Raw genomic sequence first — 12,216 nt, 5'->3', positions numbered from 1 at the left:
AACCTTAGTGCTGGCTGGCCGGGCCGGCGATCGGTGACTGCACCGGCTCATCCGGGGTGGCCGGCGCACTGGGCTTGCCGGAAGAGCCACCCCGCCAGTCACGCGGCTCACGCGGCGGGCGCCCGCTCATGATGTCGTCGATCTGCTCGGCGTCGATGGTCTCGAACTTCATCAGCGCCTCAGCCATCATATCCAGCTTGTCACGGTTATCTTCGAGCAGGCGCCGCGCCGTTGCGTAGCTCTGATCGATGATCCGACGCACTTCCTGATCGATCAGCTTGGCAGTCTCTGCAGAAACATTGCTGTGCTGGGCGGCAGCACTGCGCCCTAGGAACACCTCGCCTTCTTCCTCGGCGTACATCAGCGGGCCAAGCTTTTCCGACAACCCCCACTTGGTCACCATGTTCCGGGCAATCTGCGTAGCCCGCATGATGTCGTTGGAAGCGCCGGTGGTCACACCATCAAAACCCAGCGTCATCTCCTCGGCGATACGCCCACCAAACAGCGAGCAAATCTGGCTTTCCAGGGCACGCTTGGACAGGCTGTAGCGATCTTCCTCGGGAAGGAACATGGTCACACCCAGGGCGCGCCCTCGCGGAATGATCGATACCTTGTAGACCGGATCGTGCTCGGGAACCAGACGCCCGACAATGGCATGACCCGCTTCGTGGTAGGCCGTATTGAGGCGTTCTTTCTCCGACATGACCATGGACTTGCGCTCCGCGCCCATCATGATCTTGTCCTTGGCCAACTCGAATTCCTTCATTTCCACCAGACGCTTGCCGGCTCGCGCGGCAAACAGCGAGGCCTCGTTGACCAGGTTGGCCAGGTCGGCACCGGAGAAGCCTGGCGTGCCGCGCGCGATAACTGCCGGATCGACATCTTCGCCCATCGGCACCTTGCGCATGTGCACATTGAGAATTTGCTCACGGCCACGGATATCCGGCAGGCCGACCACCACCTGACGATCAAAGCGTCCAGGGCGCAACAACGCCGGATCAAGCACATCAGGTCGGTTGGTCGCGGCAATCACGATGATGCCATCGTTCATCTCAAAGCCGTCCATCTCTACCAGCAACTGGTTGAGGGTCTGCTCACGCTCGTCATGGCCGCCACCCAGGCCAGCACCACGGTGCCGACCGACAGCGTCGATTTCGTCGATAAAGATGATGCAGGGCGCGTGTTTCTTGGCCTGATCGAACATGTCACGCACCCGCGAGGCACCGACACCCACGAACATTTCCACGAAGTCCGACCCGGAGATGGTGAAGAACGGCACCTTGGCTTCGCCGGCTACCGCCTTGGCCAGCAGGGTCTTGCCGGTGCCAGGCGAACCGACCATCAGCACACCGCGCGGAATGCGTCCCCCCAGGCGCTGGAACTTACCCGGATCACGCAGGAACTCGACCAGCTCGCTAACTTCTTCCTTCGCCTCGTCGCAACCAGCCACATCGGCAAAGGTGGTCTTGACCTGATCTTCGGAGAGCAGGCGTGCCTTCGACTTGCCAAAGCTCATCGGCCCGCCTTTACCGCCAGCACCGCCCTGCATCTGACGCATGAAGAACATGAATACGGCGATGATCACCAGGATCGGGAAGCTCGCCACCAGCAGTTGAGTCCAGATGCTCTGCTGCTCAGGCTGCTTGCCGACGATGGTCACGTTGTTGTCGATCAAATCCTTGATCAAACCATTGTCCTGAATGGCCGGGCGCACCGTTTCGAAGCTGCTGCCATCCTGGCGCTTGCCACTGATGATGAAGCCATCCACGGTCACCTGCTGAACCCGACCATCCTGCACCTGCTGCAGGAACTCCGAGTAGTTCAGCTTGTTGGCCTCACTGGGGCTGGAGAAGTTGTTCATCACGGTCACCAGGACCGCCGCAATGATCAGCCACAGAATCAGGTTTTTTGCCATGTCGTTCAATTCGTTACCCTCCGGCGGCAACCTCACAGGGGAGACAGCCCGGTATGACGGCCTATGGTGTACGGCCTTAACTTACTACAGGGCCAGGCAGCGCGCTGCTGCGCTCTGTAACCCGATGCTTCCAGTCTATTCCCAGTAAAAGCCGCACGCGAGCAGCGATTGCCAACAACCCGGCCCAAGCATTCGACCCACGCCTTACACATGGGGGCTCGCTGGCATAATCACAAGCACACCCACGCGACTTTTCCGCCCGGCAGCGTTACTGGGCGTCCGGCGCTGGGTTCGGGTACACTACGCCGCTTTCACGCGGATCGAAACGCAGGGTCAATTATGGCGCTTACACAAGAGCGGAAGAAACAATTCAAATCTATCGGGCACCATCTGAAACCCGTATTGACGGTTGCCGAGAACGGCCTTAGCGAAGGCGTTCTGGCTGAACTGGAGCGTGCGCTCAATGATCACGAACTGATCAAGGTGCAGTTCCGCATTACCGAGCGCGAAGATCGCCGCGCACTGATCGAAGCGCTCTGCCAGAACAGCGGCAGCGAGCTGGTTCAGGTGATCGGCAAGATGGCGCTGGTCTATCGCAAAAACCCGCAAGTCAATCGCAACCTGTCCAACGTCAGCCGCTTCAGCGGCCTCTAAGACAGCTCAGCCCAGCCGCTGGCGGCCACGGCCGCCGCGCGGCAACGGCTGCAGAATCAGCAACAAGCCGCAGAACGCCAATACCAGGTAGCTGAACATCAGCAACAGCTGCTGCTGCGGTAAAAACTCACGCACGGCAAAAAATACCAGGCTCCCCAGCAGCACCGTCAGCAACAGCTGACCACGCAGGTCAGCCAGCAAACGCCGCCAGCCCGTTTCCTGCAGCAATACAGCCAACTGCAATACGCCGCAAAACCCGGCGAACCCGACCAGCAACGGGCGCAACGCAGCACCAGCCTCATCGACCAGCATGGGTGCCAGGCCCATTTTCTCCAACCCAGGCAGCACCACGAAATGCAGCAGCCACAGGCCGCCGACCCAGAATGTCTGGGCCAGCAGCCAACTGATCGACCCGGCGCCCAACGGCGCCGGCTCAGAGATGGCGAACCTCGACAATTTCGTACTCGACCAGGCCGCTCGGCGTTTGCACCGCCACTACATCACCTTCCTGCTTGCCCACCAGCGCGCGGGCAATCGGCGAACCCACGGAAATCTTGCCTTGCTTGATATCCGCTTCATCCTCACCGACGATCTGGTAGACCACGCTGTCATCGGTTTCCACATTGGCAATCTCCACGGTGGTTCCGAAGATCACCTTGCCGGTGTGCTCAATGCTGGTGACATCGATGACCACGGCATTCTGCAAGCGGCCTTCGATATCACGGATACGCGCTTCGACCATGCCCTGCTCCTCACGAGCGGCATGGTATTCGGCGTTCTCCTTGAGATCCCCCAGTTCGCGAGCTTCGGCAATGGCCTGGCTAAGTGCGGGACGGCGCACCTTGGTCAGGTGTGCCAGCTCCTCTTCCAGGGCGCGAGCGCCCTGGACGGTCATCGGGTACTTGTTCATGCCTTGATTCCTGCATGCAGATCCTGCAGCCGACGCACGGTCTTCTCCGGACCGAACTTGAGCGCTTCACAGACCGCCTGCCCCGCCGCGATGGTGGTGGTGCAGTAGATCTTGTGCTGCAGGGCGTTACGACGGATCGAGTAGGAGTCCGCGATGGACTGACGCCCCTCGGTGGTATTGATGATCAGGGTCACTTCGTCGTTCTTGATCATGTCGACGACATGCGGACGCCCTTCGGTCACCTTGTTCACCCGGCGCACCGGCAAACCGGCCGCCTCGATGATCTTGGCAGTACCCGCGGTAGCGACCACTTCAAAGCCCAGCGCGACCAGATCACGGGCCACCTGCAGGGCTTCGGGCTTGTCATCCTCACGCACGCTGATGAAGGCCACACCGGCATTCGGCAGGATTTCATTGGCCCCCAGCTGCGCCTTGGCAAAGGCCTCGCCGAAGCTGTCGCCAACACCCATGACTTCGCCAGTCGACTTCATCTCCGGGCCGAGGATCGGGTCAACGCCGGGGAACTTGTTGAACGGGAATACCGCTTCCTTGACGCTGAAGAACGGCGGGATGATTTCCCGGGTAAAGCCCACCTCGGCCAGCGTCTTGCCAGCCATGACCCGTGCGGCCACCTTGGCCAGCGACTCACCGATGCACTTGGAGACGAACGGCACGGTACGCGAAGCACGCGGGTTCACCTCGATGACATAGATATCCTCGCCCTGCACGGCCATCTGTACGTTCATCAGACCGACGACCCCCAGCTCCAGGGCCATTTTCTTGACCTGCTCGCGGATCTCGTCCTGGATGTGCTTGGGCAGCGAGTACGGCGGCAGCGAGCAGGCGGAGTCACCGGAGTGCACGCCGGCCTGTTCGATGTGCTGCATGATCGCACCGATCACCACGGTCTCACCGTCGCTCACCGCATCCACGTCGACTTCGATGGCACAGTTGAGGAAGTGATCGAGCAGCACCGGGCTGTCATTGGACACCTTCACCGCTTCACGCATGTAGCGCTTGAGCTCTTCTTCCTGGTAAACGATCTCCATCGCCCGACCGCCCAGCACGTAGGACGGGCGCACCACCATCGGGTAGCCAATGTTCTTCGACAGGGCCAGCGCCTCGTCTTCGCTGCGCGCGGTGGCGTTGGCCGGCTGACGCAGACCGAGACGCTGCACCATCTGCTGGAAGCGCTCGCGGTCTTCGGCGCGGTCGATGGCCTCGGGGCTGGTGCCAATGATTGGCACGCCTGCTTCTTCCAGGGCGCGGCAGAGCTTCAGCGGCGTCTGGCCGCCGTACTGCACGATCACGCCTTTCGGCTGCTCGACGCGGACGATTTCCAGCACGTCTTCCAAGGTCACCGGCTCGAAGTACAGGCGGTCGGAAGTGTCGTAGTCGGTGGAAACGGTTTCCGGGTTGCAGTTGACCATGATGGTCTCGTAGCCATCTTCGCGCATCGCCAGTGCTGCGTGTACGCAGCAGTAGTCGAACTCGATACCCTGGCCGATACGGTTGGGACCGCCACCGAGGATCATGATCTTGTCGCGGCCGCTCGGATTGGCCTCGCACTCTTCCTCGTAGGTCGAGTACATGTAGGCGGTATCCGTGGCGAATTCGGCAGCGCAGGTGTCTACGCGCTTGTACACCGGCAGCACTTTAAGCTTGTGGCGATGCGCACGCAGGCTCTTCTCGGACACACCCAGCAGCTTGGCCAGGCGCGTATCGGAGAAACCCTTGCGCTTGAGCTTGAACATCAGGTCATAGTCGATGGCCGAAAGACCAAGCGTTTTGACCTGCTCCTCGGTCTTCACCAGATCCTCGATCTGTACCAGGAACCATTCGTCAATGCGCGTCAGCTCGAACACCTCGGCGATTGTCTTGCCGGCGCGGAAAGCATCAGCCACGTACCAGATACGCTCGGCACTCGGCACGGTCAGCTCACGGCGCAGGGTGCTTTCGGCTTCCGGGTCGTTCAGATCAAGTTTCGGGTCAAAGCCGGAAACCCCCACTTCCAGGCCACGCAACGCTTTCTGCATGGACTCCTGGAAGGTACGGCCGATGGCCATGACTTCACCCACGGACTTCATCTGGGTGGTCAGGCGGGCGTCTGCCTTGGGGAACTTCTCGAAGGCAAAGCGCGGGATCTTGGTCACCACATAGTCGATGGCCGGCTCGAAGGAGGCCGGGGTGCGTCCACCGGTGATGTCGTTCTGCAGTTCGTCGAGGGTGTAGCCGACGGCCAGCTTGGCAGCGATCTTGGCGATCGGGAAACCGGTAGCCTTGGAAGCCAGTGCCGAGGAACGCGATACCCGCGGATTCATCTCGATGACCACCATGCGCCCGGTGTTCGGGCAGATGCCGAACTGCACGTTGGAGCCGCCGGTTTCCACGCCGATCTCACGCAGCACCGCCAGCGAGGCGTTGCGCATGATCTGGTATTCCTTGTCGGTCAGGGTCTGGGCTGGGGCCACGGTGATCGAGTCGCCGGTGTGCACGCCCATCGGATCGAAGTTCTCGATGGAGCAGACGATGATGCAGTTGTCCTTCTTGTCGCGGACCACCTCCATCTCGTATTCCTTCCAGCCGATCAGCGACTCGTCGATCAGCAGCTCGCTGGTCGGTGACAAGTCCAGACCGCGGGCGCAGATTTCCTCGAACTCTTCACGGTTGTAGGCGATGCCGCCACCGGTGCCGCCCATGGTGAAGGACGGACGAATGATGCAGGGGAAGCCAACCTGCTCCAGCACGCCGTAGGCTTCTTCCATGCTATGCGCGATGCCGGAGCGCGGGCAGGCCAGGCCGATGTCACGCATGGCCTTGTCGAAACGCGAACGGTCTTCCGCCTTGTCGATGGTATCGGCATTGGCACCGATCATCTCGACGCCGAACTTGGCCAGCACACCGTGCTTTTCCAGGTCCAGCGCACAATTCAGCGCGGTCTGCCCACCCATGGTCGGCAGCAGGGCGTCGGGGCGCTCCTTCTCGATGATCTTGGCCACGGTAGCCCACTTGATCGGCTCGATATAGGTGGCGTCGGCCATGGCCGGGTCGGTCATGATGGTGGCCGGGTTGGAGTTCACCAGGATGACGCGAAAACCTTCTTCCTTCAGGGCCTTGCAGGCCTGGGCGCCCGAGTAATCGAACTCGCAGGCCTGGCCGATGACGATGGGGCCGGCGCCGAGGATCAGGATACTTTTGATGTCTGTACGTTTTGGCATGGTCTTTCTCGAATTCTCTGCTCGGCGGACTTAGCGGCGCTTGGCCATCTCGGCAATGAAGCGGTCGAACAGCGGGGCCACATCGTGCGGGCCCGGGCTGGCTTCCGGGTGTCCCTGGAAGCTGAAGGCCACCTTGTCGGTACGCTCAATGCCCTGCAGGGTACCGTCGAACAGCGACTTATGCGTAGCGCGCAGGTTGCCCGGCAGGCTGGCTTCGTCCACGGCGAAACCGTGGTTCTGGCTGGTAATCATCACCACGCCTGTTTTCAGGTCCTGCACCGGGTGGTTGGCGCCGTGGTGGCCGTGGCCCATCTTCACGGTCTTGGCACCGGAAGCCAGGGCCAGCAACTGGTGGCCGAGGCAGATACCGAAGACCGGAATATCGGTCTCCAGCACGGTCTTGATGGCGGCGATGGCGTAGTCGCACGGTTCGGGGTCGCCGGGGCCGTTGGAGAGGAACACGCCATCCGGGTTGAGTGCCAGCACTTCACTGGCTGGAGTCTGCGCCGGCACCACAGTCAGACGGCAACCACGTGCCACCAGCATGCGCAGAATGTTCAGCTTGACGCCATAGTCATAGGCGACCACGTGGTACGGCAACTGGCTGGCCGGAATCTCCGGATGGCTGTCGCTATCAAGAGTCCACACACTGGAACGCCACTCGTAAGCCTTCTCGCAGGTGACTTCTTTGGCCAGATCCATGCCCTTGAGTCCCGGAAAGCTGCGCGCCAGCTCCAGGGCCTTTTCTTCAGTGGCGTCTGCACCGGCCAGGATGCAGCCATTTTGCGAGCCCTTCTCGCGCAGGATGCGGGTCAGGCGACGGGTATCAATACCGGCGATGGCGACGGTACCGTTGGCCTTCAGGTACTCATCCAGTGGTTGCTTGTCGCGCCAGCAGGAAGACAGCAGCGGCAGGTCGCGAATAATCAGGCCGGCCGCCCATACGCGATTGGACTCGGCGTCTTCCGGCGTAGTGCCGGTGTTGCCGATGTGCGGATAGGTCAGGGTAACGATCTGCTGGGCATAGGAAGGGTCGGTCAGGATTTCCTGATAGCCGGTCATGGCGGTGTTGAACACCACCTCGCCAATGGTCTGGCCATCGGCACCGATGGCCTCGCCACGGAAAATACTGCCATCAGCTAGGGCCAGAATGGCAGGTTTAAGGGCTGGCTTACTCAAGAAGACCTCCGTCGATCAAGGCTTGAAGCACACGCAGATTGTAAAAAAGCGGGATGACGTGTGAAGGTCATCCCGCTTTTTTGTCTGATTCATTCTGCGCAACTTTAGTGGACACACTAAAGCGGGAAGCTTACAGAAAAACCCCTTTTTGGTCCACCCTGAATAAGCTCCAAGCCAATCAGCGCAAAGGCTGCCTTGCGCGACCAAGAGCCCCTACTTGCAGCTTGGAGCCTACCTCAGCTCCAACACATCCTGCATGTCATACAGCCCCGGCTGGCGCTTGTGCAACCACAACGCCGAGCGCACCGCGCCCTTGGCGAAGGTCATGCGGCTGGAGGCCTTGTGGGTGATTTCCACCCGCTCGCCGTCGGCGGCGAACAGCACGGTATGATCGCCGACCACATCGCCAGCACGCACGGTGGCGAAGCCAATGGTTTCCCGGGCGCGCGCGCCGGTCTGGCCTTCACGGCCGTACACGGCCACCTTGTGCAGATCACGCCTCAGCGCCTCGGCCACCACCTCACCCATGCGCAGTGCAGTCCCCGAAGGCGCGTCAACCTTGTGCCGGTGGTGAGCCTCGATGATCTCGATATCCACCTCGTCACCCAATACACGGGCAGCGGTATCCAGCAACTTCAGGCACAGATTGACGCCCACGCTGAAGTTGGCGGCAAAAACGATCGGAATCTCTTTGGCCGCCGCCGCCAGCTGCTGCTTCTCCTCGGCGGAGAAACCAGTGGTGCCAATCACCATGGCTTTCCCGGCACTGCGGCAGATCTGCAGGTTTTTCAGGGTCACAGAAGGATGGGTAAAGTCGATCAGCACATCGAAAGCATCGACGACTGCTGCAAGATCACCCACCAGCGTCACGCCCAGCCGCCCCACACCGGCCAGCTCACCGGCATCAGCCCCAATCAGGCTGCTGTCCGGGCGATCAACCGCTGCCGTCAGCTGCGCATCAGCCGCCTGCTGCACCGCTTCGATAAGGTTCTTGCCCATGCGCCCAGCGGCGCCCATTACTGCGATACGTTGCATAGCATCAGCTCCCAGCTGCAAGGCTCAAGCTGCAAGCCAAGCACAACACCTTCTTGCGGCTTGTAGCTTGCGGCTTGACGCTCATTTTAAACGTCACCGAAGAAGCGTTTGACGCCCTCGAACCAGCCGCTGGCCTTGGGCGAATGACCGCCGTCGCCTTTGAGCGTGGCGCGAAACTCTTCAAGCAACTCTCGCTGGCGCTTGGTCAGGTTGACCGGGGTTTCCACCAGAACACGGCACATCAGGTCACCTGCTGCACCACCGCGCACCGGTGCCACACCCTTGCCGCGCAAGCGGAACAGCTTGCCGGTCTGCGTACCCTCGGGAATCTTCAGCTTGACCCGACCATCCAGGGTCGGCACTTCCAACTCGCCCCCCAGCGCCGCATCGGCGTAGTCGATCGGCACCTCGCAATACAGATGTTTGCCGTCACGCTGGAAGATCGGGTGCTCACGCACATTGACCACCACGTACAGATCGCCCGACGGACCACCCTTGCCACCCGCCTCACCTTCACCGGACAGACGAATGCGGTCACCGGTATCGACGCCGGCCGGCACCTTGACCGACAGGGTCTTGGTTTCCTCAACGCGTCCCTGGCCATGACAGCTGCCACAAGGATCGGTAATCATCTTGCCGCTGCCATGGCAACGCGGACAGGTCTGCTGCACCGAGAAAAAGCCCTGCTGCATACGCACCTGGCCAATCCCGCCGCAGGTAGTACAGGTCACCGGGCTGGTACCTTTCTTGGCCCCGCTTCCGTCACAGGTCTTGCACTCGACCAACGACGGTACCTTGATGGTCACGGTAGTGCCGCGCACCGCTTCTTCCAGATCCAGCTCCAGGGTGTAGCGCAAATCCGCACCCCGCTGCGGACCGCCACGCTGACCGCCACGACCGCCACCAAAGAAGTCGCTGAACACATCACCGAAGATGTCCGAGAAATTTGCCCCGCCACCGCCGAAACCGCCACCACCCATCTGCGGATCAACCCCGGCATGACCATACTGGTCATAGGCGCTGCGCTTGCTGGCATCGGACAGCACTTCGTAGGCCTCGTTGGCCTCCTTGAACTTCTCCTCGGCCTCTTTGTCATCCGGGTTGCGATCCGGGTGGTACTTCATGGCCAGCCGGCGATAAGCCTTCTTCAGCTCCGCCTCGCTGGCACCGCGCTCCACACCGAGCACTTCGTAATAATCACGCTTGGCCATAACTATCCTGCACTGTGAATTCGCACCGTCCAGATACGCCGACGCGGGAGCAAGCTCCCGCGTGGCATATCACCTGCCACCCTGAGGTGGCGCGGGGACAGGACTCAAGCCTTACTTGTTGTCCTTGACTTCTTCGAACTCGGCATCAACCACGTCGTCGCCGGGCTTGCCATCGTCCTGCGCAGCACCGGCTTCGCCCGCCTGCGCCTGCTCGGCATACATCTTCTGCGCCAGAGGTGCAGTGACCTCCGACAGCGCGGTCATCTTGGCTTCGATAGCCGCCTTGTCGTCGCCCTTAACGGCCACTTCCAGCTCGCTGACCGCTTTCTCGATAGCCACCTTCTCATCGGCCGTCACTTTATCACCGGCCTCGGTGACCATTTTGCGGGTGGCATGCACCAGCTGATCGCCCTGGTTACGCGCTGCCGCCAGTTCTTCGAACTTGCGATCTTCCTCGGCATTGGCTTCGGCGTCGCGGATCATCTGCTGGATCTCGTCCTCGGACAGACCGGAGTTGGCCTTGATCACGATGGACTGCGACTTGCCGGTCGCCTTGTCCTTGGCCGACACATGCAGAATACCGTTGGCATCGATGTCGAAGGTCACCTCGATCTGCGGCACACCGCGCGGCGCCGGCGGAATCTCGGCCAGGTCGAACTTGCCCAGCGACTTGTTCTGCGCGGCCTGCTTGCGCTCACCCTGCAGCACGTGGATGGTCACGGCGCTCTGGTTGTCGTCGGCGGTGGAGAACACCTGCGACTTCTTGGTCGGGATGGTGGTGTTCTTCTCGATCAGCGCAGTCATCACGCCACCCATGGTTTCGATACCCAGGGTCAGCGGGGAGACGTCGAGCAGCAGCACATCCTTGACGTCACCGGCTAACACCGCGCCCTGAATGGCGGCACCCATGGCCACCGCTTCATCCGGGTTGACGTCCTTGCGCGCTTCCTTGCCGAAGAACTCGGCGACCTTCTGCTGCACCAGCGGCATACGGGTCTGGCCACCGACCAGAATCACGTCGTTGATCTTGCTGACGTCGATACCGGCATCCTTGAGCGCCACACGGCACGGCTCGATGGTGCGCGCCACCAGGTCCTCAACCAGGGCCTCCAGCTTGGCACGGGAGATCTTCACGTTAAGGTGCTTCGGACCACTGGCATCGGCGGTAATGTACGGCAGGTTGACATCAGTCTGCTGACTGGAGGACAGCTCGATCTTGGCCTTCTCGGCGGCTTCCTTCAGTCGCTGCATGGCCAGCGGGTCGCCTTTGAGGTTCATGCCGGTTTCTTTCTTGAATTCGTCGACGAGGTAATCGATCAGGCGAATGTCGAAGTCTTCACCACCGAGGAAGGTGTCACCGTTGGTCGCCAGCACCTCGAACTGGTGCTCGCCATCCACTTCGGCGATCTCGATCACCGACACGTCGAAGGTGCCGCCACCCAGGTCATAGACGATCACGGTGTGGTCGCCCTTGGCCTTGTCCATGCCATAGGCCAGCGCCGCCGCGGTCGGCTCGTTGATGATGCGCTTGACGTCGAGACCGGCGATGCGGCCAGCGTCCTTGGTGGCCTGGCGCTGGCTGTCGTTGAAGTAGGCCGGAACGGTGATCACCGCTTCGGTCACCGGCTCGCCCAGGTAGTCCTCGGCGGTCTTCTTCATCTTCTTCAGCACTTCCGCGCTGATCTGCGGCGGCGCCATCTTCTGGCCGTTGACTTCCACCCAGGCGTCACCATTGTCGGCCTTGGTGATTTTGTACGGCACCATCTGAATGTCTTTCTGTACCACGTCTTCTTCGAAGCGACGACCGATCAGACGCTTTACCGCGTACAGGGTGTTGTGCGGGTTGGTCACGGCCTGACGCTTGGCCGACTGGCCGACGAGAATTTCACCGTCATTGGCATACGCAATGATCGAGGGCGTGGTGCGAGCGCCTTCGGCGTTCTCGATCACCTTGACGTTGCCGTTTTCCAGAATGGACACACAGGAGTTGGTGGTGCCCAGGTCGATACCGATAATTTTGCCCATGTTCTTTCTCCTGAAACGAGTGACTTGTCTGCGGCCTTGACTCGCCGCTAAGCATGAATTCGCTTGTTG

Annotated in this window: 9 protein-coding genes; 1 reads left to right on the top strand and 8 read right to left on the bottom strand. The window is 61.0% G+C overall.

Annotation, left to right across the window (positions count from 1 at the left end; all coding sequences use genetic code 11):
• Positions 1-4: 4 nt before the first annotated feature.
• Entirely contained in the window at positions 5-1,915 is a 1,911-nt protein-coding gene (gene ftsH, locus CFY91_RS08740) for an ATP-dependent zinc metalloprotease FtsH (protein WP_093986051.1), read from the bottom strand.
• Positions 1,916-2,254: 339 nt separating this feature from the next.
• On the opposite strand from ftsH, the gene yhbY reads away from it, so the two are divergent.
• Positions 2,255-2,569 carry a ribosome assembly RNA-binding protein YhbY gene (gene yhbY / locus CFY91_RS08735; RefSeq protein ID WP_093985968.1) on the top strand — a complete coding sequence of 105 codons (315 nt, stop codon included), beginning with the start codon at positions 2,255-2,257 and terminating at the stop codon, positions 2,567-2,569.
• A gap of 6 nt (positions 2,570-2,575) precedes the next feature.
• On the opposite strand, the gene CFY91_RS08730 is transcribed toward yhbY, so the two are convergent.
• From CFY91_RS08730 to dnaK, 7 genes are all read right to left on the bottom strand, one after another.
• Entirely contained in the window at positions 2,576-2,992 is a 417-nt protein-coding gene (locus CFY91_RS08730) for a DUF4149 domain-containing protein (protein WP_093985967.1), read from the bottom strand.
• A gap of 10 nt (positions 2,993-3,002) precedes the next feature.
• On the bottom strand, positions 3,003-3,479 hold the full coding sequence (gene greA, locus CFY91_RS08725; RefSeq protein ID WP_093985966.1) for a transcription elongation factor GreA: 477 nt from the start codon (positions 3,477-3,479) through the stop codon (positions 3,003-3,005).
• A complete protein-coding gene (gene carB / locus CFY91_RS08720) occupies positions 3,476-6,697 on the bottom strand; it encodes a carbamoyl-phosphate synthase large subunit (protein ID WP_093985965.1) in 3,222 nt (1,073 codons plus the stop codon). The genes greA and carB overlap by 4 nt, the downstream gene beginning before the upstream one ends.
• Positions 6,698-6,727: 30 nt before the next feature.
• The gene (gene carA, locus CFY91_RS08715; RefSeq protein ID WP_093985964.1) at positions 6,728-7,876 is read right to left on the bottom strand and encodes a glutamine-hydrolyzing carbamoyl-phosphate synthase small subunit; all 1,149 of its coding nucleotides are present in this window, start codon (positions 7,874-7,876) and stop codon (positions 6,728-6,730) included.
• Positions 7,877-8,107: 231 nt separating this feature from the next.
• On the bottom strand, positions 8,108-8,911 hold the full coding sequence (gene dapB, locus CFY91_RS08710; RefSeq protein ID WP_093985963.1) for a 4-hydroxy-tetrahydrodipicolinate reductase: 804 nt from the start codon (positions 8,909-8,911) through the stop codon (positions 8,108-8,110).
• A gap of 86 nt (positions 8,912-8,997) precedes the next feature.
• Positions 8,998-10,122, bottom strand: coding sequence for a molecular chaperone DnaJ (dnaJ, locus tag CFY91_RS08705; protein ID WP_093985962.1), 1,125 nt, complete (start codon positions 10,120-10,122; stop codon positions 8,998-9,000).
• 111 nt (positions 10,123-10,233) lie between these two features.
• Positions 10,234-12,147 carry a molecular chaperone DnaK gene (gene dnaK / locus CFY91_RS08700; protein WP_093985961.1) on the bottom strand — a complete coding sequence of 638 codons (1,914 nt, stop codon included), beginning with the start codon at positions 12,145-12,147 and terminating at the stop codon, positions 10,234-10,236.
• Positions 12,148-12,216: the final 69 nt, after the last annotated feature.

It is taken from the genome of Pseudomonas fluvialis, assembly GCF_002234375.1.
Classification (GTDB): domain Bacteria; phylum Pseudomonadota; class Gammaproteobacteria; order Pseudomonadales; family Pseudomonadaceae; genus Aquipseudomonas; species Aquipseudomonas fluvialis.
Note: the sequence above shows the minus strand (reverse complement) of the source record. Positions and strands in the feature narration are given on the sequence as shown.

Excerpts from the sequence above, each read along its gene's own strand:
- ftsH (WP_093986051.1), bottom strand. The coding sequence starts at position 1,915 with ATGGCAAAAAACCTGATTCTGTGGCTGATCATTGCGGCGGTCCTGGTG.
- yhbY (WP_093985968.1), top strand. The coding sequence starts at position 2,255 with ATGGCGCTTACACAAGAGCGGAAGAAACAATTCAAATCTATCGGGCAC.
- greA (WP_093985966.1), bottom strand. The coding sequence starts at position 3,479 with ATGAACAAGTACCCGATGACCGTCCAGGGCGCTCGCGCCCTGGAAGAG.
- carB (WP_093985965.1), bottom strand. The coding sequence starts at position 6,697 with ATGCCAAAACGTACAGACATCAAAAGTATCCTGATCCTCGGCGCCGGC.
- dapB (WP_093985963.1), bottom strand. The coding sequence starts at position 8,911 with ATGCAACGTATCGCAGTAATGGGCGCCGCTGGGCGCATGGGCAAGAAC.
- dnaJ (WP_093985962.1), bottom strand. The coding sequence starts at position 10,122 with ATGGCCAAGCGTGATTATTACGAAGTGCTCGGTGTGGAGCGCGGTGCC.
- dnaK (WP_093985961.1), bottom strand. The coding sequence starts at position 12,147 with ATGGGCAAAATTATCGGTATCGACCTGGGCACCACCAACTCCTGTGTG.